This window comes from Caballeronia sp. HLA56 (assembly GCF_054655155.1).
On the sequence record NZ_BAAHOB010000006.1, the window covers coordinates 24636 to 50199 of the forward strand.

A 25564-nucleotide genomic window follows, 5' to 3' on the forward strand; every position below is an offset into this window, starting at 1 on the left:
CGATCGGCACCCCGAGGTCACCTAACTTAATGGAGTAAACGCACGATGTTCGAAAAAACGGAAGGCACGTTTCAGCGGGCCGCGGGCAAGGCGCAATCGGCAATCGGAAGTGCGACGAACGATGCATCAACGCAAGTTGAAGGTCTAGCGCGGCAAGCGGCAGGCGCGGCTCAACAAACCTATGGCGAGGCCCTAAACACCGTCCGGGATGTGACCAAGGACAGCCCTGTCGCGACGCTGGCGTGGATCGCGGCTGCGGCATTTGTGCTGGGCGCGCTTTGGGCGCGGCGCTGATACGCGGGGAGGCGTTGGTCGCCAGCCAGAGTAGCTATCCGTGCGGAGATTGTGCAGCGCTCGCAAGGCGGACGCTCGATGGCTGGATCTGATGGTGGGACTTGTGCCGAACAGAAAGCTTCGTCTGTTAGATCGCCTGGCATTAGCGGTCTGCGCGCAGCCAGTCGTCAGCACGACCCAGAGATCGTCACTGTCTACAGCGCTCGCTATGATGAAATCGGTGGGTTGCAGTTCTTGTGCTGGCATTAGGTGTCGCAATTTTTACAATAGCTGGTTTGATTGGTACGCGTGTGGCCCGCAACGAAGTTCATCGTGCTTTCGGACACAAAGAAGCGCAGGGTGTTGATTGAAGGTTCGACGTTGAAGTGTGGAACATGTCACTTTTCCGGGGGAGATTGCTCTCCCTAGGCCTTGCTTGACCAACAAGAGGGACTTCAGGAAGTTCAGCGCTTTTATCGCGGGTTCTGACGTCGTTACTGGCAGAATCAGTAGCCCTATCTTCGGCCGGCATTAGAGCGGCAATAAGGTAGCCGTGCGTTCAATGGGAATAAGTTGAAATATGCCCATCAATGCCCGCGGCGCTTTTCCCGGTTTAGGTCGTGAAATCAGCATGTTCTCTCAGGTTCCGGTGCCTCGGATGGCCGGAATCTTTAAGCCGGCCGACTTCGGGCCGGCTTTTTTTTATAGTGAAAATAGGCTTTATTCAACCACTTCTTTTTTACTTGTAATTCTTTAAGGGTGCACTAATATCGACTAGCAGCGCCAGGCTATTGGTTGGCCGGCTGGAACCTGAGAGACAGAGCCGAAGCAATTGACCTGCCCGTTTTTCTAAGACCACTGCGTTCTAGCAATAACGGCTTGGGTTGAATTGGTTTCTAAGCGCTGGCGATACGCCAGCGGCGTGTCGTAGTTCAAGCTCGAATGCGGTCGAACCTCGTTGTAATGCCGTCGCCAGTCGTCAATCACGATCTTGGCTTCAATCCGATTGCGAAACCATTCCATAGCAAGACATTCGTCACGGAATTTACCGTTGAAGCTTTCGTTCGTGCCGTTCTGCCATGGCTTGCCGGGATCGATTAACGCCGATTCGATCTTCTCCGATACCACCCACTTGAGCAACGCTGCGCTGACGAATTCGGGGCCGTTGTCGCTTCGCATATAGCGTGGCGCGCCGTGAACGCTGATTAGCTTGCTCAGCACCTCAATGACTCTGGCCGATCGGATCGAGCCAGACACATCTATGGCCAAACATTCACGCGTGTACTCGTCGACGACCGTCAGACACTTCAGTTGCTGGCCGTTGGCACACGCGTCAAAGACGAAATCGTAACTCCATACGGCGTTGCGAGCGCTCGGAGCAAGCGGTCGAGGACGCGAACCGGCAACGCGGCGTCGGCGTCGTTTGCGAGGCACTTGAAGGCCGGCTTGCGCCCACAACCGGCTGCACCGCTCCTTGCCGATGACGATCCCTTCGCGGCCCAGCATGATGCGGATGCGCCGCGAGCCGAAGCGGGGATAATCACCCGAGAGGCGTCGCATCATCTCCACGATCGGGCCGTTCTTGCCCGGCATGATGCTGATGTAACCGAGATTGGCGCGACTGACGTGAATCAGCGCACACGCACGTCGTTGACTCAGCCCGCGCGAAATGGCATAGCGGGCTTGCTCGCGGCGTGCCTGTGCGCTTACCATTTTTTTGCGGAAATCTCCCTCATGACCTCGATTTCCAGGTCACGCTCCGCCACGAGCTTCTTCAGTCGGTTGTTCTCGAGCTCTAACGCCTTCAATCGCTTGACGTCGTCACTGACCATTTCGCCAAATCGCTTGCGCCACGCGTAAATCGACGCGTCGCTGACACCGTGTCGCTTTGCCACCTCGGCAATCGGCGCACTGTCCGCCTCTCGCAAGATCCGAACAATCTGCTCATCGCTGTATCGACTCTTCTTCATGACGCGCTCCGTATGGATGCGCCGTTATCCTAGATCAATTCGGTCTCAAGTTACCGGGGCAGGTCACAATGTAATTTGGCTGGCGCTGCACCCTAGAACGCTCTCGTTTAACATTCTAGTATAGGTCGATTGATTTCATTTGGCTGAGAAAGAAAGTGATTCTTAAGACGGCAGTCGTGGATAAAAAGACTAGCAGGCCGAGCAAATGCATGCAAAACCAGTCTTTGTTGCTTGTCATTTGCGCTGCGCAAGCAGGCAATTGCCCAGGCAAACGCGGCTGAGCCACTTCTAGCTTGGGACGGCAGTGACCTGCCCCCGGTTTTAGTACGAAGTGAAGTTAAAGTCCGAGGCTAATAATTCCTTCGCTTCGTGCGCCTGCGCGAATCGCATCGGCGCCAGATAACCGAGCGAGCTGTGGGGCCGCTCGGTGTTGTACTCGATACGCCATTCCTCAATCAAATGCCTGGCATGGCGCATGGAAACGAACAGTGCTCGTTCAGGCATTCGTCGCGGAATCGCCCGTTAAAACTCTCGATGTAGGCGTTTTCCACGGGCCTGCCGGGCCGGATGAACGACAGCGTCACACCCACCTCATAAGCCCACGCATCCAGCACCGTACCAGCGAACTCCGGACCGTTGTCCACCGTGATGGAGCAGGCAAGCCGCGCATCTCGCGTAACCGTTCAAGCACCTGCTTGACCTGCAGACCCAGCAACGAGCTATCGACCTCGATAGCCAGGCACTCACGCGTGTAATCTTCGACCACGTTCAGACAGCGAAAGCGCCGACCATTGGCCAGCCCGTCGCTGACAAAGTCCATTGCCCAGCTCTGGTTCAGTCCCGTTGGCACCGGCAGCGGTTTGCGCTCGACAGCGGCAATGCGCTTGCGTCGCCGCTTGCGCACGCTCAGTCCGGCCTTGCTGTACAGCCGCCAGATGCGTTTGTGACTAGCCAGCCAGCCCTCGCGCCGCAACAGCACGTGAATTCGCCGATAGCCATAGCGTCGCTTTTGAGCTGCGATGGCCATCATCCGGCCAGTCATCGCTTCGTCGTCGGCTCGTCGGCGCGACTCATACTGGAACAGCGAGCGCGAAATCCCTACCAGCCCGCAGGCCCGGGTGACACCCATGGCGCGTTCGGTCATCAACATCTGGACCGCCTCGCGTTCGGCCTGCGGGCTTGCTATTTTCGCGACAACAGGTCCTTCAACGCAGGATTGTCGAGTATCGATTCGGCCAGCAGTCGCTTGAGCTTGTTGTTCTCCTGCTCCAGCTCCTTCAGGCGCTGGGCGTCGGAAACCGTCATGCCGCCGAATTGCCTTCCAATTGCAGTAGATCGCCTCAGAGATGCCGTGCTTTCGGCACAGCTCTGCGGGCTTCAAGCCAGCTTCGCCCTCCCTCAGCACGCCAATAATCTGTTCTTCGGTGAATCGCTTCTTCATGACCGCTCCTTGTCGGAACGGACTCCACGCCGTCAGCGTACAAATCTCAGGAGACAGGTCAGCACCGCAAACTAAGGGCGCCCACCCCCTCGGGCGAGCCGTTAATGCCTCGTGGCGCGGCAGTACGTCCGTCGCTTTTTCGGTAGTTCGACCAATTCGAACGATTGAACATCTTTTTTGGCGATTGATCTCTTCCTTCTCGCGCCGCAGCCAGGTCAGCCCATGAGATCGCTCAGTCTTTGGAGAACGCGCGATAATAAATGCATTTAGAAAGCAGCTTGTCGCAATAGTCAACTTTTCTGCATGTTTTTGATATCAGACGGTCGACGGACCGCGCTTTGTCTGCCCGGGCAACGATGTTTAACTACCTTAAGTTGTACGGCGACGACCAATGAGATATATTGCCCAACGCGCTGCAATCGAAACCATTGCTAAGAATACCGTCACCATAAGCATTGTCTTTTCGGTCCGCTTCGCCCGGTCCATGCGATCGATCATCAGTTCTGCTTCGGCATTACGCATTTTTGCTATCAAGCGTCGGACGCGATCCATTCGCTCGCGGCCGACGTCGTTCTGGACCAGCTTGGACGCTTTTTCGGTTCCCTCGTGCTCGGCAATTTCTATAGTGTATTTAAGCTCGGCTACCTTGTCGCCAAGAGCAAGCTCAAGAATGCTGAGTCGTGCAAGTTGCGTTGAGCTGTCTCGTACTAATTGCCTCAGTTGACCTAGTTGTTTCTTCACCTCGGCGACTGCAAGCACATATGGCGCGAGGTATGTTTCATTGCCGGTTAAGATGAATCCGCGCGGCCCAGTTTCCGCATCGGTTATCAATTGGAGGGTTTGCTCCAGCGCGGACATAACTTGATAAGTATGCTCTATTTGATCGTGTTGTTCGAGCAGGAGTCGATGGTACTCGAACGACGTCGACGCAGAGATGATGACGAGAGCGGCAAGGAGGGGAACCCGCCAATCGATCGATGCGAGGTACTGCCGCCCCTTTTTCAACATTGTCATCACACTGAAACTTAGAACCGCATAACCAGCGCGACGCCAGCCACCATTAGCAACGTGCCGAGCATCCGCAGCCAGGTGAGAGGATGCTCCGCCACGCCGATCAGGCCGAAATGGTCGATCGCCACCGATGCAACGAGGTTCGCGCATATAGTCAAGCCGTTGAGGGCTCCGACGCCTACCTTTTGTACCAGCGTCAGCCCTGCGAAAACCGCGACCGCACCAACGATTCCTCCAAGCGGCGCCCACCATTTCATATTGCGCAGACTGTCTAGCGTCGGCAGCGGCGTCGGTTGAATGCAGAATAACGCAAGGGCGAGAAAGCTGACCAGCAGGAACGATACGCTCGATGCAAGCCACGGATTGACTAGCGATCCTTTGAGCTCGCCATTGATCGGTGCACCGGCAGCCTGAAGTATTCCGCCGATGATGATGAAAGGATAAATCCACGCGCTGCTCATTATTTATCTCCGACTATCTAGGCTCAATTTCCGACTAAAAGCCGCGCGCCGAGGCTTAATAAGAGCGCGGGCAGCATGACAATCGCACCGACCTTCAGGAACTGCATGAAGCTCACTTCCTCGCCTTCGCGCCGGATGGAAGAGAGCCAGAGAATGGTCGCCAGCGAACCGGTGATCGAGAGATTGGGACCGAGGTCCACGCCGATCAGCAACGCATCGATCACGCGTTCGGGGCTATGTGCTTGCAGCACGGTCGCGCTTGCAATGAGACCCGCTGGCAAGTTGTTGATGGCGTTGCTGCCGAGCGCAATGACCACGCCCGACACCGCCGCCGTCACGGTCTGATTCTGCTGCGACGCGAGCGCCAGCAAATGCGAAAGCGCCGTGACGACGCCCGTATGCGCCAGCATCTCCACGAGCACGAAGAGGCCAGCCACGAGCGGCAGCACGCTCCACGATATCTCGCTCATCAGCTCGACCGGAGATTGACGTTCTTTCACGAGCACCACCAAAGCGGTGCCGACGCCGAGGATCGCAGTGGGCAGGCCGAGTTGCATGTCGAACGCGGAGACGGTGAGCAGAGCCACCGCCGTGACGCCGATGCCCGCGAGCGTCACTTTGCCGTTCGCGCTGAGCGGTTCGACGTTCAGATCGCGAGCGCACGAGCCAGCGAGTTCGTCGCGCTGCGTCCAGCGCAGCATGAAATACGTCGCAACGATCGACAACACCGAAGGCAAGGCAAATCGCGCAATCCACGAGCCCAGCGCGGGCGTGTGATTCGCGTAAAGCACGAGATTCGCCGGGTTCGAAATCGGCAACACGAAGCTCGCCGCGTTGGCGATGAACGCGCACACGTACAAGAGCGGCAACGGCTTCGTATGCGCCTTCTTCGCCGCCGCGAAAACAGCGGGCGTGAGCACGACGGCGGCGGCATCGTTCGAAAGGAACGTCGTCACCACGACACCGACGAGATACACGAGCAGAAAGAGCTTTCGGGGCGAGCCCCTGGCATGGTTCACGGCAAGCACCGCGATCCAGTCGAACAGGCCTTCGCGCCTGCCGAGTTCCGACAGCAGCATCATGCCGATGAGAAACAGGTAGACGTCGCTTCCCTTGCCTATCGCCTGCCACGCGAGATTCAGCGGTAGCAACCCGAGCGCGACGAGCAACACGGCGCCCGTGACCGCCCAGATCGCCTCGGGCCATTTGAAGGGACGCAGGATGACGCCGGCAGTCGCGGCAAGCCCGATGCCCCAGGAGAGAAAAATCGGATTCATGTAGCGAGAGAGGGTTCGTTGGCAGAATCGCGATGGATGCCGCATGCCTTCTTGAGCGCGCTGCCAAAGAATAGCCACAACAAGAGCGAGCCGATGGACACGGCTCCGAGTACGAGAAACGCAACCTTATAACCGAAGTGCTGGGCGAGCATGCCGCCGAGCGCCGGACTGAGCGCCGCGCCGATTCCCTGCACGGTCATCACCACGCCCTGCCCGACATTCACGCGCCCCGTGCCTTGTAGCAAGCGCACGACGAGCGCGGGAACGGCCACGCTTTGCAGCCCCGCGCCGATGCCGTCCAGCGCCTGCACGGGCCACACGCCCCAGGCGTTGATGAACATCGCCGCGACCAGACCGCGCAGCGGCAGTGCAAGAAAGGTGATGAGAATCACGCCCCAGTAACCGATACGTTGAATGATCCGGCTTGCGAAAAACGCGGCGGCCACCATCACGAGTTGCGCGATGACGATGGTTTGCGCGGTAAAGGCGCTTGGATCGCCCTTGTGTGCCGCGACGACGGCAAGGCCATAGAGCGGCAACATCGCCGCATTGCCGAGGTGGAACATCGCGAGTGAAGCGGCAAGCAGCAGCAACGGCTTGCACGTGAGCAGCATGCGAAAGCCGCTCGCGTGCTCGTGTTCGCGCTCCTTCGAGGACGAAGCGCCGAGCCCGCGCGCACTATCGTGATCGATCGAATCTCGCCGGATCAGAAGCGTGGAGATCACGGTCATCGCGCCGAACAAGCCCGCGAGCACGAACACCGCGCCGAAGCCGAAGCGCCAGCCGAGCCACCCCGAAAGCGCTGCGGCCACGACATTGCCTGCGTGATTGGCCACCTGATTGCGCCCGAACTGGCGGTCGAAACCGCGTTCGCGCACCATGCCGAGCGTGACGCCAGCCACCGCCGGACCGAGCGCCGCGCCCGTCACCGCCGTGAGGATCTGCGAGGCGGCGACCATCCAGTAATCGTGCGATACCCATAGCACGAGCGAGGCGAGCGTCGTCATCACGCCTGCCACGACGATCAGGCCGCGCTTGTAACGCGTGGCATCGACGAGTGCGCCCGCTGGCGAGGTCGCGAGCATCCCCGCAATGCCACCGAGCGTCATCACGGTTCCGATAGCATCCGTATGCCAGCCCTGAGCCTGCAAAAAGACCCCGAGAAATGGTCCGATGCCGGCTTGCACATCGGCCATGAAGAAGTTCAGGCCTTCCAGCGCGTAAAGAGGATTCATTGGGCGATCACCAGTGACGTCCGTTCTTGTTGGGGCCAAGCTGCGAGCCGAAAATGCCGTGCTGGGGCCACGCGTTTATTGCGTGCGCGTCCGAACCGAGTCTGCCGGGTTGCAGCGCACGGCCGGTGTCGGCAATTCCCGGCAACTCGATCGAATCCTCGCCGACGCGCCCGTCAGCGGTTCGTGCTGTCACGGTAAGCAGCATCGAACCGGACGCCGTCACCGATGGCAGGGAAGCTTCCCACACGCCGTTCTCCGTCTCGCTGGGTGCGAGGGCGATTGCTATTCCTTCGAGGTTTGCCGCGACGGAAACGACCGCGTCATTGGAAACCAGCGCGCGCAGCTTCGGTTGCAGCTCTGCGGCGTTCAGTGCGAAGCGTCTGCGATACAGCCGCCGGTCGCAGGGTTGCGTAATCATGACGAAGGGATACGCCGCGTCCAGGCGGTGAAACCTCCAGCTCACCGCGCCGCCATCGACTGCGACTACGGAGAAGCCGGGCTGACCCTCGTCTTCTTCTATCTGCCCTGTCGAGCGGGTGGCAGCGTAGACGACGTAACCGTCATTGAGCAGCTCGTTATAATGTGTGTGCCCTGTATCGACGATAGCGACGTTGGCCTGCGCAAATGCGCACGCCAATGAATCGCCGTCGTCGATATCGGACGGGTACGCGTGCATGAAAACGACAGGCGACGCGCGATCGGAAGCCGACCGGTCGAGTTCGTGGTCCAGCCATTTCCGGTCCGCGCTCGAGAGCCGAAAGTCCGGGCCGCCTCGCCCCGCGGTCACGACATCGAGAAAGATGCACCGGTGACCCTTGACGATGCGCGACATCGGCAGCGGCGCTTCGAGGAAAGCGTTGAACGCGTTTAGATTTCCCGGCTCGAAATCGTGATCGCCGGGAATCGCGTAAAGCGGCACGCGAAGTTCGTGGATGACATCAACAATGCGCTCGAACTGCTCGGGCGTGCCGTTGTTGGCGTTATCGCCCGGCAGATACGCGAAATCGATACGCTCCGACAGATGCCGGTTCACGTTGGCGACCATCGCCCTCAAGTGGTTCAGGCTTTGGTAACCATCGTCGGATGAAGCGTGCAGATCCCCGAAATGTACCCAACTCAGCATGTCGCTCTCCTCGTCGTGCTTGCTTTACGCGTCGATCAGTTCGGCGATCTCGTCCACTTCGATCGTGCAGCCATGACGATTCTTGACGCCATGCCCCCACGCCTGGACATGCGCGCCCGGAGTCAGATACGCGACCAGTTCGGCGGCGGCATGCGGCGGCATGCGCAGCGACGTGCCATCGTCGAGCAATGCGCCGCGCAACTCGCCTTTCGGACCGAAGAGCGAGAGCACGACTTCACCGCTCGCGTCGATCGGCTCGCGCTCGACGTGCGGCTTCTCATGCGGCTTGCCATCGTGATGCGGGCCTTCGTCGAGAATGACCTTGCCCGTCTTCGTCACGAGCGCGACCGCCGCGATCATGTCCGCTCCGCGCGGCTTCACGCCACGCACGCCGACTTCATCGCCCACGGCGATTTGCCGCGCGATCTGGCGAGACAGATGAGGCGGAAAATGAACCTGCCGCGCATGACGGGCGCCGAGCACGAAGCCATCCAGTTCGCCGTGCGGATTCAGAAGGAAGCGCGTCACGGTGCCACGCGTTTCGGGAAGGCTGTCAGGGTCGATCCAATGCATGTTTTGATTCCTCGTTCAGATGTCGATGAAAGTTCGCTTGTAACCGGCAGCTTCAAGGGTTGGCCGGAGCGCGGTCATAAAGCCGCGTGAGTTTTCCCGGTGCGCCGAATGCCGTTGCCTGAAGCGCGGTGCCGTACTGATTGCGCGTGCCGTAGCCTTGCGCGGATACCTTCGCGCCCGTGTGGACAAGACTCGGAAACTGCTGCGCGACCGGAGGCGTGAGCTTGATGACGGTGCCATCCGCGAGAATCACGCCGTCCGGTTCGCCGCGCGGAGCGGTCGTGACATGGGCCACTTGCCCCTGTGCGCTCAGATGCGCGAGCCCCGCGCCACGCAATTCACGCGGCATGGGTTGCGCGCCCGGAAGCGGCGGCGTATCGACGAGTTGCTGGCCGCTTCTCGAATCCGCGATGCGTTGTGCCTTGAGATTGCCGCCCGCATCGCGCAAGCCGCTGATTTGCACGCTGTCGCCGGGACGCATCGCGGAGACAAGCTGCGCGCTCATATGCGGCGGAAAGCGCACGAGCGCGCCGTCGTCGGTCAGGAAGCCGTCGACGTCGCCATCCGGATTGGTGAGGAAGCGGGCCACCGTGGCCCGTGTGTCCACTGCCGTGCCGGCGTCAGTTGATTCGAGCGGAGCCTGACCAGGCGGCGGCGCGGGCATGGCAGTCGGTGCGGGCGCAGCGGCAACCGGCGGCGGTACGACGGGCGCCGCTGCCGGTGGCGCAACGGGTGTCGCCGCGGCTTGCGTCTGAGCGACGCAGCCCGTGCTGGTCACGAGCAAAGCGGCACAAGCCGCCGCGCCGAACACGCGAACAGCGTTGAGTTGAATGGGATACTTCGAGGTCGATTGCATGACTCACTCCTCCACTAGGTGCGCAGTCTTTTGCAAGCCCTATGCCATGAGCCTCGACCCCTTGCAGCCTATGGGTGACGCCATGTCACGCGACCATGGTGTCAAGGAATCGGACACATGCAGTCCGGTTGCTTGACACTTGCCGTTTTTCGAAGTCATCGTCAAGATCCTCGCCCACGACGCCGTGTATCGGCAAATGGCGACTGCTCGTGATTGGCGATGCACGCCAGCTTGAACGCACATTCCAGATCGTGCGCGGCGACTCGAAGGTGCACGCCATTAGCGAGGCATCGCTAGCGCGCAACGTGCCCAGCACGATCGACTGCATTGACCTTGGCTTGATCTCCGACGAGCTGCCTTTCGGCGAACTGTCGGCGCTTGCCGGAGATGCCGCATATCGCTGTATCGCTATATCGATATATCGCGCGGGCCGTCGAACTGGCCGAGGCAAACAGATCGATGCCATCTGCACCGCGCCGCTCAACGAGGAGCGTTGCATGCGGGAGGGCACAAGTATCCGGGCCACACGAAAACGCTTGCGCATCTGACGGGCGTGGATGACGTGTCGATGATGCTGGTTGCGCCGAAGCTGCGCATGATCCACGTGACGACGCACATTGGCATCATCGACGCGATCCGCAAGATCGAGCCGGGCTCGTCCGGTGCATCATCGAGGGCAGCAAAGCGACGCTTGTCTAGGCCGGTATAGCGAAGCCGCGCATCGGTATGTGCGGGAACAATCCGCATGCGGGCGAAGCCGGCATGTTCGGCTTTGCCGAGGAAGAGAAAAAGATCATTCCCGCAGTAAAGACGCTGCAGGAAAACGGCATGGACGTGACCGCACCGTTGCCTGCGAACATGCTCTTATATCACGCAAGAGGGTTCTGATCTCGTCGTCGCGACATATCACGATCAGGGACACGGGCCCGTAAAAGTGCTAGTGCTTGAGGCAGGCGTCAACGTAACGGTCGTACTAAAAATGATTCGCACGTCGGTGGATCTAAGTGACCGCATTTGATATCGCCAGTGAAGGCGTTACGGATCAAAGCAGCTTGGTCGAAGCGTTGCGTCGGGGGTGAGCAGCTTGCGACGCGCCGGTAAGGGCGGAAATATTTGCGCTATCTCCCTAAAGATGACGAAGTTTTTATGAAGCTTACGCTTCAGTCGGTCGGATACATGTCGTTAAGCGGACAGTAAGGAGCTTCCGTGCCGTCAAAGCAAGGCTGGAGGCAACTGCCAGCCCGGCCGACTTGAAAGGTCACCGGTTCAGAGCTCGACTCCGTGTTCACGATGACCGCTTCGATTTCTCACGATATTCTTGCCGTTCCCGCAGCCGAAACGACGGCATCCGTCGCGCCGATCACCTTCACGCCGCCTATCACGCCGTGCCCCGCACCAGCGAACATCGCGGCCAGACCGCCGTTCCCGTTGTGCTCTCCCATGCCGACGCAAGAGGCTTTGCACGGCGTGCGCTTCGACTTTAACGACGGCTGTCGCATAGTTTTGCCCGAAGGCCAATGGCATGTCGTGCTGCGTGACTACGAGACCAACAACGTACTGTTCCAGACGGATATCGGCGTGGGCGCGGTGGCAAGCGGCAAGAAGTATTTTGTCCCGTTCGAACTGGAAGTCCAGCGGCGTGGCAAGCATGCCGATGCGGCATTCATTCATCGCTTCGACGCAAACGATCGCGAGGTGCTGATTCAGTTTCCCGTCGGCACGCTAGGCGATCTGATGGGCTGGTTCCCTTACGCAGTCAAGTTTCAGCGCAAGCACCACTGCAGGCTTACCTGCGCGATGTCCGCGCTGATTGCGCCGCTTTTTCGCCGCGCCTATCCGGACATCGAGTTCGTCACGCATGAGGAAGTGAAGCCGGAGCGCTATTACGCGACCTACAACATCGGCCTGTTCTTCGACGATGAAGCGCACACCTGGCAGCCCGCCGATTTTCGGCACGTCGGGCTGCATCGCACCGCGGGTCACATTCTCGGCGTGGACCCGGAAGAGATGCGCCCGGACATCGTGCTCGCGGACGACACCCGGCCGATCGCGGAGCGCTACGTCGTCATCGCGGTGCAAAGCTCGACGCAATGCAAGTACTGGAATCATCCGACCGGCTGGCGCGAGATCGTTTCGTTCCTGAAGGATGCCGGGTATCGCGTCATCTGCATCGATCAGAAAGCGACGCATGGCTCGGGCATCGTCTGGAACCATATCCCGCACGGCGCGGAGGACGAAACCGGCGATCGCCCTCTGGAGGAACGCGCACGCTGGCTCAAGCATGCCGACTTCTTCGTCGGCCTGTCGAGCGGACTCGCATGGCTCGCGTGGGCATGCAATACGCCAGTCGCGATGATCAGTGGCTTCACCGCCGAGAACAACGAGTTCGCCACGCCGTACCGCGTCATCAACTACCACGCCTGCACGGGCTGCTGGAATGACGTGCGTCATCGCTTCGATCATCAGGACTTCTTCTGGTGCCCAAGGCATAAGGACACCCCGCGTCAGTTCGAATGCACGCGCCTCATCACGCCCGAGCAAGTGAAGCGCACGTTGCAGCGCATTCCTGGCTTCGGCGAAGGGTTGAAGCAAACCGCCGCCGACTGTTCCTGATCAGACCGCGACTCCCGAACATTTTTTGCCACCGCGCTTTCATCAACGAGCGTGAGGGCCGCACTCATACCAACACGAAGAAATGAAGCCGCTTACTTATCGCCGCAAGTTTTGTCTGCATGTGTTCGGTAGCCGCCGACGCGGGTTGTCGCGCCTCCTCTCGGGCATGTTCGCACTGCTGGGACTTCAGGCCTCCCTGATGCCTGCGGCGCAGGCCTACACCGCCGAGGTTGCGAGCGGCACCACGGTCACCGGCGAATCCGTGACTGGCACGCAGAACGTGTCGGGCGGCGGCTACGCGAATGCATCGACGGTCTACGGCACGCAAAACGTTCTCGGGGGCGGCTCCGCGTCGACCACGACCGTGTATGGCGCGCAAAACGTCGCGTCGGGCGGGCGCTCGACGGGCGTGACCGTTTCGGCAGGCGCACGCGAAACGATCGCCGCAGGCGCGACGGTAACGGGGCTTGCCGTGACCTCGGGCGCGGTGCTGATCGCCACGACCTCGGGCACGATCAACGGCACGAACGCGGACGGCTCGACGTTCAACGTCGGCGGCAATGTTGCGAGCGGAATCAAGCTCGCCAGTCAAAGCCAGCTCGAAGTGCTGGCGGGCGGCGTGGCGAGCACCACGCAGGTGCTGGGCGGCACATTGAACGTGGATGCGGGCGGGCGCGCGGTCAACACGCTGGTCACGAGCGCCGGCACGCAGAACGTGGCGGGCTCGGCCTACTACACGACCGTCACGAGCAACGCGCTGCAAAACGTCCAGGCGGGCGGCGTGGCCAGCAACACGACTCTCACGTCGGGCGGACAGCAGTCGGTAGCGGCGGGCGGCTCGGCGGCGGCAACGACCGTGAACAGCGGCACGTCGCTGTGGACGGCGGGCGTGGCATCGGGCGTCACGGTGAACTCGGCGGGCAGTGTTTCGGTGGCGAGCGGCGGGTCGATCGCAGCAGCAAGCGTGCTGGCCGGCGCTACGATGAACGTCGCGGCCGGCGGCGCAGCAAGCGGTTCGATTTTGTCGGGCAATGGCACGTACTACGCACAGCAGAGCGTCGCGGGCGTCGAAACCGGCACCCATGTCGGCGCCTATTCGACCGACACCGTGTTGGCAGGAGGTGTTGCCAACAACACGACGGTCAATGGCACGAATGCATCGCAACTGGTGACTTCTGGGGGGCAGACCAACACCGTCGTTGCGCTCAATGGCGCTCAGGTCCATGTGCAGTCCGGCGCGAGCGCAACGGCAGCCGTGGTCAGCTCGGGCAGCACACTCACGATCGATTCGGGCGCAACCGCAGTTGGCGTCACACAGGCGGCGAGCGGCGGACTGGTTGCAACCACGTCCTCGACGGTGCTCGCAGGCGTCAACACGCGTACGGATGGCACGGGCTTTTCCATTTCAGACGGGGTCGCCTCGCATACGCAGATCGTCGGCACGGGTCATCTGACGGTGCTCTCGGGCGGCGCGGCGCAAGACACGGTCTACTCCGCCGGCGGCATCTTTCAGGTCGATACGGCCGGCGCCGCCGATACCGTGCATCAGGGCGCGGGTGGTCAGATCGTCACGAACACATCGGCGACGATCACGAACGGCCTCACGGATTCAGGCCGCACCTTCTTCGTTTCGAACAACTATGCATCGGGCGTCATGCTCGACGGCAGCGCCGCGAATCTCGAAGTGATGAGCGGCGGCGTGGCGAGCAACACGCTGCATTCGGCAGGCATCTTCCAGGTCGATGCGGGCGGTTCAGCGAACCAGGTCGCGCAGAGCTCGGGCGGGGCGCTCATCACCAATACCTCGGCGGTCATCACGAACGGCACGGACCGCATGGGTGCGTTCTCGGTGGTCGGCAACGTCGCATCGAATCTCGTGCTGGAGAATCGCGGCAGTCTGACGGTGTTTAACGGCGGCTCGGCGACGTCGACGACCATCGGCACAGGCGGCAACACCACCGTACAGGGCGGCGGCTACGCAGTCTCGACGACGGTGGCCAATTCCGGCCGCCTCGAAGTCGATGCCAGCGCCGCGGCCGATACCGTCAACGTCGCGTCGGGTGGCGCGCTCGTCACCAACACATCGGCGACGATCACCAACGGCACGAACCGGCTGGGCGCGTTCTCGATCAACGGCAATGTCGCCTCGAACGTGGTGGCAGAAAACGGCGGCGCGATGACCGTGCTCGACGGCGGCACGGCCTACGCGACGACCGCGGGCAGCGGCGGACTCGTCACGGTGTCGGGCGGCGTGGCCCAGGGCGTGACGATCAACTCGGCGGGCGTCGGTATAACGACCGGCAGCGGCGTGATGAACGACGCGGTGGTCAACAACAGCGGCTCGCTGGTCGCTTCTGGCGGGCTGACGAGCAACACGACCGTCAACTCGGGCGGCGTCGTTACCGTGACGGGCACGGGCGTGACGTCCAACACGCAATTGCAGAGCGGCGCACGGGAGCAAGTGTACGGCGGTACTGCGAGCGGCACGGTCATCTCCGCAGGCGCGACCGAAACGGTTCAAGGCGGCACGACCAGCGGCGTCGTCGTCGCAGGCGGCACGCAAATCGTTTCGGCAGGGACGACCTACGGCACGCAGTTCAACAACGGCACGTTGATCGTGAGCGGCGGGGTGGCGTCGGGCACTGCGGCTGCGGCGGGAACGCTCGTCGATGTACAAGGCGGTACGACCGTCGGCACCGTGCTGGCGGGCGGCGCGTCGGAAGTCGTGACGAGCGGACGCGCGAACCTGACGTTCGTCGGCAGCGGCGCATCGCAAACCGTCGGCGTGTATGGGTATGCTTCGGCGACGCAGATCAAGGCCGGCGGCAACGAAGTGGTGAGCGGTTCGAGCATCGGTGCTACGGTCTCGGCGGGCGGCAATCAAACGGTCACCGGCGTGAACGCACGTACAACCAGCGCGACGGTGCTCGCGGGCGGTGCGGTCACGGTGCGCGACGGCGCAACGACCGCTGGCGCAAGTCTGCAGGGCGGCTCGCTCACTGTTTCGTCCGGATCGACTGCAACCAGCACCGATGTGCTGAGCGGCGGCAACCTGACCATTTCGTCCGGCGGGGCCGCGTATAGCAACCGCATCGGCAGCAGCGGCGCGCAAAGCATCGTTTCGGGTGGCACCTCATACAACGATGTCGTCTCCGGTGGCACGCAGACCATCGCGAGCGGCGGCGTGGCGCAAGGCGCGGCGGTTATCTCGGGCGGCGTCCAGAGCGTGCAGGCGAACGGCGTGGCGAGCGCGACTGTCGTATCGTCGGGCGGTACGCAAGCGGTGCAGAATGGCGGCCTGGCCTATGGCGGCGCCGTGCGGGGCGGCGTGCAATCGATCCAGGGCGGCGGCGTGGCGAGCAACACCGTGGTGTGGTCCGGTTCGCAGATCGTGAGCGCCGGTGGCGCCGCGAACGGAGCGACGCTGCGCGGCGGCGTACAGCAGGTTCTCGCGGGTGCGCATGCCTCCGGCAGCACCATCGTCGCTGGCGCCACGCAAGAAGTCGATGCGGGCGGCGTCGCCTCGGGCACGACGCTCAACGCGTCGGGCAAGCTCACCGTGCAGGCGGGCGGCTCGGCGCTCGGCATCGTGCAAAACCTGGGTGGCGCGCTCGTCGTGGATACCGACACGGTGATCGGCGGAAGCGGACCGAACGGCATATTCAGCATCTCCAATCACGTTGCATCGAACGTTTATCTGGCCAACGGCGGACAGTTGACCGTGCAGTCGGGCGGCTCGTCGGTTGCGACGCGCGTGGCCAGCGCAGGCGGCGAGATCGTTGCGGCGGGCGGTGTCGCCACGGAGACGCGCGTCGATCTGGGCGGCGTGCAATCGGTCACGTCTGGGGCGAGCGCCGTATCGGCGACAATCGGCGGTGTACAGAACGTCGATGGCGTGGCGTCCGGGACCATCGTCGTCGCAAACGGCACGCAAAACTTGAATAGTGATGCTCAGGCTTCAGGGACCATCGTGCAGGCCCTCGGCGTAATGACCGTGGCGAGCGGCGCGCTCGCTACGAACGCAAGCATCCGTGGCGGCGCGCAGACCGTGCTCGCGGGCGGAACAGCTGCGGGCACCACGATACTGTCAGGGCAGCAGAACGTGCAGGGAACGGCCACGGGTACGGTCATCTCCGGTGGCGTGCAGACCATCGTCGCGGGCGGTTCGGCCAGCAACACGCTGGCCACGGGCACAGGCGTGCAGAACGTGACGGGCGGCACGACCGACGGCACGACCGTCTTCTCGGGCGGCAGGCAAACCATCTCCGGCAACGGCGTTGCGAACACGACCGTGGTCGGTTCGGGCGGCATGGTGGCCATCTCTTCGGGCGGGACGCTGAACTCGGCGTACGCGTCGGGCGGCGTGGTCCTCGTGGGCGGCGGAGGTGTTGCGGCGAACACTTCGGCCATCAACGGCGGTGCGGTGCTGCTTACGTCGGGCGGCGTGGCGAGCGCGACGAATGTCGGCTACGGTGGTCAGATTCAATTGCTCGCCGGCGCTAGCGCGTCGTCATCGACCTTGATGAACGGTGCGCTGATGGTCGTCTCCGCGGGCGCGAACGCAAGCGATGTCGATCAGCGCGCGGGCGCCGCACTCATCACGGATACAGGCGCGAACGTCGCGGGCGTGAATGCCAACGGGGCATTTTCGATCGCGAATAACGTGGCGACCAACGTCGTCGTTGAAAACAGCGGACGGCTCACCGTGACGTCGAACGGCGCCGCCAGCGGCACATATATCGGTGATCGCGGCACGGAGAACGTGCAGTCCGGCGGCGTGTCGCTGGACGCCGTCATCGCTGGCGGCCAGCAGTCCGTGTCGTCGGGCGCGAGCGCCAGCGGCGCGTTGCTGCAAGGCGGCGCGCAGTACGTCATGGCCGGCGGTTTTGTGAGCGGCACACAGGTAACCGACGGCATCCAGTCCGTCATGGGCAGCGCAACCGACACCGTACTCACGGGCGGCACACAGAGCATCGGCGGTGGCGGCGTGGCGACCAGCACGAGCGTCGGATCCGGCGCATCGCAGCAAGTGCTCGGTGGCATTGCGAGCAACACGACCGTGGCCTCGGGCGGCGTGCAGGTCATCAACGGCGGCGCGTCCTTTGAGGCGGTGATCGCGGGCGGATCGCAGCAAGTCTTCAATGGCGTTGCAAGCGGCACCCTGCTTCAGGGCGGATCGCAAGCAGTGAACATTGGCGGCGTTGCCATCGGGACTGTCGTGCAGTCGGGCGGCACGCAGACCGTGAGCTTCGGCGGCATCGCATCCGGTAGCGAGATCGGCGCGGGCGCTTCGCAGCTCGTGCAGTTGGGGGGCGCGGCGTCTGGCACCACGGTCGAAGCCGACGCGGCGCAGGTCGTGTCTGGCAGTGCGTTCGATACGGTCGTGTCGGGCACGCAGATGGTGTACGGCAATGTCGATAACACGACGCTCACTGGCTTGGGCGCGACGCAGATGGTCGCATCCGGCGGCGTGGCGATCGGCGGCGCCGTCAGCAATGGCGCGGTTCAGACGGTCGCGTCCGGCGGCTACGCGAGCGGCACGACGATCGGCGTGAGCGGAACACAAAACGTGGCGGGCGAGGCCGACGGCATGATCGTCGCCGGCGGCGTGCAAAATGTCTCGGGTGCTGGCGCGCTCGCGCTCGGCACGACGCTCGTTTCCGGCGGTCAGCAAAGCGTGGGATCGGGCGGCACGGCAGCATGGTCAAACATTGGTGCAGGTACGACGCAGATGGTGCTCAACGGCGGATATGCGAGTTCGAGCGTGATCGGCGCGGGCGGCGTTCAAACCATCGGGGCTTCCGGCAGTGCGACCTCGTCGACCGTTTTGTCAGGCGGCACGCTGACGGTGTCGGCAGGCGCGGCACTCGATGACGTCGATCAGCAAGCGGGCGCGGCGCTGATCGCCAATACGTCGGCCACGATTACGAACGGCCACAACGCATCGGGCGCATTCTCGGTGCTGAGCAACGTTGCATCCGGCGTACTCGTCGAACATGGCGGCAGCTTCACGGTGCTTTCCGGCGGACAGGCCTCGGGGACGCAAGTCGGTATCGGCGGGGTGGAGACAGTTGCGGTCGGCGGCATCGCTTCCGGTTCGATCGTGTCGGGCGGCGTGCAAACCGTCAGCGGCACGGCAATGGGCGCGTCGGTGCTCGCGGGTGGTTTGCAGACGGTTGCGTCGGCGGGGAGCGCGGTGGGCAGCATCATCGGCAATGGCGGCCATATCGCGGTGGATGGCGTCGCGAGCGGCACGCAAGTGCGCAGTGCGAGCGTGATGTCCATCGGCTCGGGCGGCAGTGCGTTCGCAACCAACGTGAACAGCGGCGGCGCGGTGACGGTCGCTTCGGCAGGTCTTGCGAGCGCAACGACCATTGGCGCGGGCGGCGTGGAGACGGTCGCATCGGGCGGCGTGTCGAAAGACGCGAGCGTGTCGAGCGGCGGCATGCAAAGCGTCGCGTCGGGTGGATCGGCGAGCGGCACGGCAGTGTCTGCCGGCGGCTTGCAGGCCGTGCTGTCGGGCGGCGTCGCCTCGGCGTCTCGCGTGCTGTCGGGCGGCCAGCAAAACGTCACGGCGGGAGGCAGCGCGGTGGCGACGCTGGTGGCCAATGGCGGCGCGCAGACCGTGCAAACCGGCGGGACCGCCATCGACACGACGGTGGCGAGCGGCGGCGTGCAGGAGGTTGCTTCCGGAGGGACCGCCACCGGCACGCTGGTGAGCGCAGGCGGCGTGCAGCGTGTGTCGTCCGGCGGCAACGCAGGCGCGGTCACGCTCGGCAGCGGCGGCAATCAGTATGTGTCATCGGGCGGGGTGGCCAATGGCGTCTCCGTGACCAACGGCGGCACGCAGACCGTGCTCGCGGGCGGGACCGCGAGCGGCACGATGGTATCCGGCGGTGGCGCGCAAGCGGTGTCGTCGGGCGGCCGCTCGACCGGCGCGGTCGTATCCAGCGGCGGCCGGCAGACGGTGACGACGGGCGGCGTGACGAGCGGCACGCTGGTGCAGAGCGGCGGTGCGCTGACTGTATCCAGCGGCGGAGCGGCGGGGCAAGTCACCGTGCAGAACGGCGGCCTGACGACCGTGACCGGGGCGGGCAGCGCGACGATCAGCCAGCAAAGCGGCGCGGCGCTTGTCACCGACACGTCGGCGACGGTCAGCGGCACGAACACCGGCGGCATGTTCAACGTGGCGGGCAACGTCGGCTCGAACGTGCTGGTCGAGAACGGCGGCGTGTTTAGCGTGTTGGCGGGCGGTGTCGCCAGCGACACGCAGGTGGGCTCGGGCGGCATGGAAATGATCAATGCAGGCGGCTCCTCGCTGCGTTCGATCGTCTCCGGCGGTACGCAGCTCGTCGAGGCTGGCGGCACGGCCGTGGGCGCAATCGTCAGCGCGGCGGGCGTGCAGCAGGTGGCCTTCGGCGGCAACGCGACGAGCACGACGGTCGCGACAGGCGGCATGCAGGCCGTCGCGGGAACGGCAGCCAGCACGATGGTGTCGGGCGGCACGCAGACGGTCTCTGCGGGCGGTGTGGCGCAGGACACGACGGTCGTGAACGGCGGTCAGCAGGTGATCAGCGCGGGAGGGCTCGCCATGACGACGACGCTCCTTGCAAACGGCACGCAGACGCTGACCTCGGGCGGCGTCGCCAGCGCGACGACGATCAACGGCGGCACGCAGAATATTCTGGCCGGCGGCGTCGCCAGCGACACGACCGTCAATTCAGGCGGCCTGCAATATGTCGATGGCGCCATCGAAGGCTACGCCTACAACACGGTCGTCAACAGCGGTGGCGCTCAGCAAGTGGCGTTCGGCGGCTTCGCGGGGAATGCGATCGTCAACGTTGGCGCGTTGCAGGATGTGCAGGCCGACGGCATCGCGAGCGCAACCACGCTCAACGGCGGCACGCAGGTCGTCAGTTCAGGCGGCGCGGCCGATACGACCACGGTCAATTCGGGCGGCGTACAGCGCGTGCGCTACGGCGCGACCGTGACGAGGACGCTCGTCAACAACGGCGGCATGCTGACCGGCGACGGCAACGTGGCCGGCGTGACCGTGACGAGCGGCGGTCTGGTGCAGAACCTTGCGAGCGCGAGTCTCGGCATCGTCAACGACGGCGGCACGGTGCAGGTCGATACCATCACGGCGGCGAATGTTGCGGTGAACGCGGGCGGTGTGTTGTTGGGGAGCGGCTCGCTCATCGGCAACGCGACGTTCAACTCGGGCGGCGCGTTGGTCGCGGGCACGCCGGGTCAGGCGTTGCGCGTGAACGGCACGCTCGCATTCAACGATGGATCGACCTTCGTCGTCAGTGCGAACGCGGCGGGCCAGACCGGCAGCGTCGCGGTGACGGGCGATGTCGACATCGCGCAGAGCGGGGCGAATGGCGGGGCGAAGGTCGTCGTCAACGCATTGCCCGATGCATGGAAAACCAACACGAAGTACACCATCCTGACTTACACGGGCGCGCTCAACGGCACGTTCGCGGGCGTCGGCATGGACTACGCGTATCTCTCGCCCACACTCTCGTATGCGCCGGGCGAAATCGACCTGACGCTGAAGATCGCATCGATCTTCTATCAGGCGGGCGACTTCTCGGGCTTCGGGATGGTCGGACAGAACCGTAATCAGTTGCAGGTGGCGAGCGCGTTGAACCGCGTGCTGCTTGCGGGCGGCAACGCCATCACCGATGCCTTGTTGTTCGAAACCACGGCAGGCGCGCAATCTGCGCTTGCGCAGATGACCGGTGTCGAGGCGACTGGCCTGCTGCGCGTCGCGCGTCAGAACACCGAGGCGCTGGGCAATACGGTGAGCGAGCGCATGACGTCGGTAGCGCAGGTGCGTCCGTCGAACGACGTGTGGGCGTCGGTGCGATATGGCCAGTCGCATGTATCGGGCGATGCAACGCTTGGCAGCAACGCACTCGATACGCGGTCGAGTTCGCTTGCCGTCGGCTACGACCGCGAAGTCGCGCGCGACGTTCGCGCCGGCGTGGCGGTCGATGCAGACTACAGCGATCTCGGCTTCAATGCGCCGGGTGCGAGCGGTCAGACGAACGGTTGGCAGGCGCTGATTTACGGCGCGTGGCAACCGGCGGCGCAGCCCTTCTTCGTGCGCGGCATGGGAAGCATCGGGCGATGGAGCAATGCGGAGAATCGCGTCGTCGGCTTTGCCGGTTTGTCGGGCACGCCGCAAGGCAGCGTCGAAACGCGCGCCGCGACCGCCTATGCGGAAGGTGGTCTGAACTTGCATCTGCGCGATGACATGGCGCTGCAGCCGTATGTCGGCATGCGCGTGGGCCGGTACGCACAGGACGGTTTTGGTGAAGGCAAGGGCGGCGTATTCGATCTCGCCTATCAGGGCAGCACTCAGGCCGCGACGACCGGTATCGCAGGCGTGCGGTATCTTTTCACGCAGAAACGCCGTGACGGAGCGACCAACACATGGGAGATCGATGCGAACGTGCAGCAGCGCATTGGCAGCCTGGGGCAGACGCTGAATGCGTCATTGGCTCAAGCGCCGGGCGCGGTGTATCAAGTATCGGGCACGCCGCTCGCGCGCACCGTGGGCCATGTAGCGACGGGTGGAGCATGGGAGATTGGCAAGAACATGTCGGTGTTCGCACGTGCTGGTGTGGACTTTGCGAAACACGAGCAAGACTACAGCGGCATGGCAGGCGTGGGTTGGAAGTGGTGATCCATGTGCCCCAGTCGACATGTTCGTATGGGCTCGCTGCCGGGCCCAGACCTGTCTACGCTGCTCGAGCACACGATCGACAGCAAGAGTACTGTTTGTTCCGGGCGCCCTTCCATGTGGATCGCGCCGACGAAGCGACTTTAAGCCATTGCCTTTTTGCGCCTGCCCCCGAACATATTAAGGAAGGCGTAGGACGACAGGCAAGGATGCCGTTGCGATAACCGGGTTGATTATCTCACTGTTCAAATAATGGGAAAAAACGAAACTGTTAGGGGTTTGGTAGGTATACCAGTTAAGATTGTTTCATGACTGATCGTCGGAGTGCAATCATTGATGCCGGACTGGCCATCGTTCGCGAGCAGGGATTCACCGGGCTAACCCAGCCACGTGTCGCTACCCGAGCGGGGCTTACGGCTAGCCACCTCACCTACTACTACCCCACACGGGTCGATCTCTTAACGGCGATTGCTCGAACCGCCGTTGATCGTCAACTGTTTGCGGTGAAAGCATTGTTTAGTGCCCTCAAATCGACTGACCAGGCGGCCATGGCCATTGCTGATTTGATAACTCGGCCCGACAACACACGGGTGTTGATGGCGCTTGCTCAGGCGGGAGACCAGGCTCCTGAAATCCGCACCATGTTTTGCGAACTTGCGGATGGTATCGCAACTGAGATCGATGCTTTTCTTAGTCGCGTAAGCAACCGCCAACCTGGAGCACATGCGGCGCGGTTATTACATGCCGCATCGGTTGGCCTGGCAGTCGTTACACTAGCTACCGGGCGCACTGATGGTCAAGAAGACGTAGCAAGCATGCTACGCGGCTTGCTTACCACTTTGTTGTGAACACCAGTGCATCCTGGGCTTTTTTTTCAACCTGTTATTCAGGATTCCAAAATTATGAAGACGCCTGCGCTTATTGTCGGTGCTGGTCCGGTCGGGATGACACTTGCTTCCGAGCTTGGCCGATATGGCATTCCTGTTCGTATCGTCGATAAGGCGGCGCATCGAACCGATAAGTCCAAAGCCATGGTGCTTTGGAGCAGAACGCTGGAGCTTCTTGAGCGAGGAGTGGGGGGCGCCGCACCGTTCGTCGATGCGGGCTTTAAGATCGAGGGCGTTACATTCATGGCGAACGATCGAGTGGTTGGCCGGGTCGCCATGGATTCCATTCCAAGCTTGCACAATTATGCGCTGGCCTTGCCACAGTCCGAGACTGAGCGACTGCTGGAGGAGCGGTTAGTTCGTCAGGGAATAAGCGTCGAGCGTGAGGTCGAAGCAACGCAAATCGTACCGGACAGCACAGGCGCTGACGTGGTCCTGGTTCACTCTGATGGTCGAAAGGAGGACGTCCGTGCCGAATGGCTGATCGGTTGCGACGGTGCGCATAGCACCGTGCGCCACGCCTTGGCCATACCCTTTGCCGGGGAGACCTTGCTGAGTGATTGGTTCCTTGCTGACGTGCATATGAGCGGGTACCCTCGACCGGATACGGACGCTTCCATCTACTGGCATGAGGAGGGCGTCTTACTCATCTTTCCGATTCAGGCAGGGCGGTACAGAATCATCGGTGATCTGCCGGCCACCGCAGGCGCAATACCACCGACGCCGACACTGGATCAGGTTCAACAACTCGTGGATAAGCGTGGGCCTGCTGGAACCAAGTTGAACGATCCTGTCTGGCTGTCCGGCTTTCGTATAAATGGCAGAAAAGTTGCAAGCTATCGGCAGGATCACACGTTTCTTGCCGGAGACGCTGCACACATTCACAGCCCCGCAGGCGGGCAGGGCATGAATACCGGCATGCAGGATGCCATCAACCTTGGCTGGAAACTTGCTCTCGTCATTCGCGGTGATGCAGACAAGGCCTTGCTGGACAGCTACAGTCCTGAACGAAGCGCGGTTGGTGACGCAGTACTGAAAGCGGCTGAGCGGCTGACTGCCGTTGCGACGGTTCGCAACCCGGTAGCACAGCGACTCCGCAATCTCGCCGGTCACTTCGCGCTAGGACTCACGCATTTCACCCGTGGTGTTGCCGAAACGATGTCGGAGGTAGACGTTCATTACCCCAATAGCCCGCTCAATGGTCCGCATCACGGCGGACTGGTGCCTGGCGCGCGAGTGGCGCCGGTCGAAGATTATCCTTCGGCCGGATCAGGCCCACGACCCTTGTTCGTATTGTTCGGGGCACGTGACCCAGGCGTTGAGCAATTACTGAAAATGTATCCTGACTTGATCGACGGCAATGTCAGGCCGGCTTTGCAAGACGACATAATCTCACTCGTGCGCCCTGACGGGTATCTCGCCTGTTCTGCAAGTGATATCGAAGCCGTTTCGGCGTATCTCGATCGCTTGACATCGCCCAGTTGATTCGCTAAATCCGCTTGGGGGTGGTGTTGAAAAGTGTCGTGAGCCCTGGGGTGTCCTCCGACCATTTGCATCGAAATGGCATCGGCGCACCGTGCATAATTTCTGCGGTGCTTCCGGCTCCCGCGCAATGGTCCGACAGTCGCTACCTCGTCGACCAATCATGACTTACTGTATCGACCCTGAAGGACAAAGCATGACGAGCAGACATTCGGCCACAATCCCGCCTCTCGACAAGCAGGATTTCGAAGCCATGTCAAACTTCCGCTATGAGTTGCGCAAGTTTCTGCGCGCTTCGGAAGAGATCTCCAACGCCGCCGGCATTACGACGCTCCAATATCAACTGCTCCTGCACGTTCGCGGTTTCGAGGGCCGTCAATGGGCCACTGTCGGGGAGCTCGCCGAGCGCCTGCAGGCTGCACCGAACGGCACCGCCGCGTTGGTCTCGCGATGCGAAGCGGCGGGTCTCGTCAAACGCCGCGCGGATGAAACTGATGGCCGGCAAGTGCAGGTTCACCTCACCGCAAGAGGCGAGCGGTGCTTGCTCAAACTAGCCGCAGAGCACAAGGCGCAGTACGGATCGTTCGGCTGGATCTTTTTGCAGAATCGAGAGTAAGACAATATGCAGGATGTCGATGCATAGAATCCAGTCGCCCGTTTATGGCACAATG

Annotated in this window: 14 protein-coding genes and 2 pseudogenes; 7 read left to right on the forward strand and 9 right to left on the reverse strand. The window is 62.3% G+C overall.

Annotated features, from left to right (window positions below):
* Window positions 1–45 precede the first annotated feature (45 nt).
* Window positions 46–294: a CsbD family protein gene (locus ACYQ47_RS34605; RefSeq protein WP_459909495.1), complete on the forward strand. Its 249-nt coding sequence runs from the start codon at window positions 46–48 to the stop codon at window positions 292–294.
* 828 nt (window positions 295–1122) lie between these two features.
* Here the strand turns inward: ACYQ47_RS34605 and ACYQ47_RS34610 are convergent.
* From ACYQ47_RS34610 to ACYQ47_RS34650, 9 genes and pseudogenes are all read right to left on the reverse strand, one after another.
* A protein-coding gene (locus ACYQ47_RS34610; protein WP_459909471.1) for an IS3 family transposase occupies window positions 1123–2243 on the reverse strand; the annotation gives its coding sequence in 2 pieces (ribosomal slippage) (window positions 1123–1985 and window positions 1985–2243; 1122 coding nt in all).
* Window positions 2244–2564: 321 nt separating this feature from the next.
* Window positions 2565–3684: pseudogene (locus ACYQ47_RS34615) on the reverse strand (IS3 family transposase).
* Window positions 3685–4053: 369 nt separating this feature from the next.
* Window positions 4054–4698: a CHASE3 domain-containing protein gene (locus ACYQ47_RS34620; protein ID WP_459909497.1), complete on the reverse strand. Its 645-nt coding sequence runs from the start codon at window positions 4696–4698 to the stop codon at window positions 4054–4056.
* 11 nt (window positions 4699–4709) lie between these two features.
* Complete coding sequence (locus ACYQ47_RS34625) at window positions 4710–5156, reverse strand: DMT family transporter (protein ID WP_459909499.1); 447 nt, start codon at window positions 5154–5156, stop codon at window positions 4710–4712.
* Window positions 5157–5179: 23 nt separating this feature from the next.
* Window positions 5180–6433 (reverse strand): arsenic transporter, encoded by a 1254-nt coding sequence (locus ACYQ47_RS34630; protein ID WP_459909501.1) that lies wholly within the window; start codon window positions 6431–6433, stop codon window positions 5180–5182.
* Complete coding sequence (locus ACYQ47_RS34635) at window positions 6430–7668, reverse strand: MFS transporter (RefSeq protein ID WP_309958474.1); 1239 nt, start codon at window positions 7666–7668, stop codon at window positions 6430–6432. The genes ACYQ47_RS34630 and ACYQ47_RS34635 overlap by 4 nt, the downstream gene beginning before the upstream one ends.
* A 7-nt stretch (window positions 7669–7675) precedes the next feature.
* Complete coding sequence (locus tag ACYQ47_RS34640; RefSeq protein ID WP_459909503.1) at window positions 7676–8791, reverse strand: metallophosphoesterase family protein; 1116 nt, start codon at window positions 8789–8791, stop codon at window positions 7676–7678.
* A 24-nt stretch (window positions 8792–8815) separates the two neighbouring features.
* The gene (locus ACYQ47_RS34645) at window positions 8816–9364 is read right to left on the reverse strand and encodes a hypothetical protein (protein ID WP_250494695.1); all 549 of its coding nucleotides are present in this window, start codon (window positions 9362–9364) and stop codon (window positions 8816–8818) included.
* 52 nt (window positions 9365–9416) lie between these two features.
* Window positions 9417–10220: a hypothetical protein gene (locus ACYQ47_RS34650; RefSeq protein ID WP_459909505.1), complete on the reverse strand. Its 804-nt coding sequence runs from the start codon at window positions 10218–10220 to the stop codon at window positions 9417–9419.
* Window positions 10221–10359: 139 nt separating this feature from the next.
* On the opposite strand from ACYQ47_RS34650, the pseudogene ACYQ47_RS34655 reads away from it, so the two are divergent.
* The 6 genes and pseudogenes from ACYQ47_RS34655 to ACYQ47_RS34680 all read left to right on the forward strand — a co-directional run bounded on the left by ACYQ47_RS34655 (window position 10360) and on the right by ACYQ47_RS34680 (window position 25509).
* Window positions 10360–11321: pseudogene (locus tag ACYQ47_RS34655) on the forward strand (4-hydroxythreonine-4-phosphate dehydrogenase PdxA).
* 189 nt (window positions 11322–11510) lie between these two features.
* Window positions 11511–12833, forward strand: coding sequence for an autotransporter strand-loop-strand O-heptosyltransferase (locus tag ACYQ47_RS34660; RefSeq protein ID WP_459909507.1), 1323 nt, complete (start codon window positions 11511–11513; stop codon window positions 12831–12833).
* A gap of 82 nt (window positions 12834–12915) precedes the next feature.
* Window positions 12916–22527 (forward strand): AIDA repeat-containing protein, encoded by a 9612-nt coding sequence (locus tag ACYQ47_RS34665; protein ID WP_459909509.1) that lies wholly within the window; start codon window positions 12916–12918, stop codon window positions 22525–22527.
* A gap of 305 nt (window positions 22528–22832) precedes the next feature.
* Window positions 22833–23372 carry a TetR/AcrR family transcriptional regulator gene (locus ACYQ47_RS34670; protein ID WP_459909511.1) on the forward strand — a complete coding sequence of 180 codons (540 nt, stop codon included), beginning with the start codon at window positions 22833–22835 and terminating at the stop codon, window positions 23370–23372.
* Between the two features lie 54 nt (window positions 23373–23426).
* Window positions 23427–24896, forward strand: a complete 1470-nt coding sequence (locus ACYQ47_RS34675) for an FAD-dependent monooxygenase (protein WP_459909513.1) — start codon at window positions 23427–23429, stop codon at window positions 24894–24896.
* Between the two features lie 193 nt (window positions 24897–25089).
* The gene (locus tag ACYQ47_RS34680; protein ID WP_309852650.1) at window positions 25090–25509 is read left to right on the forward strand and encodes a MarR family winged helix-turn-helix transcriptional regulator; all 420 of its coding nucleotides are present in this window, start codon (window positions 25090–25092) and stop codon (window positions 25507–25509) included.
* Window positions 25510–25564 lie beyond the last annotated feature (55 nt).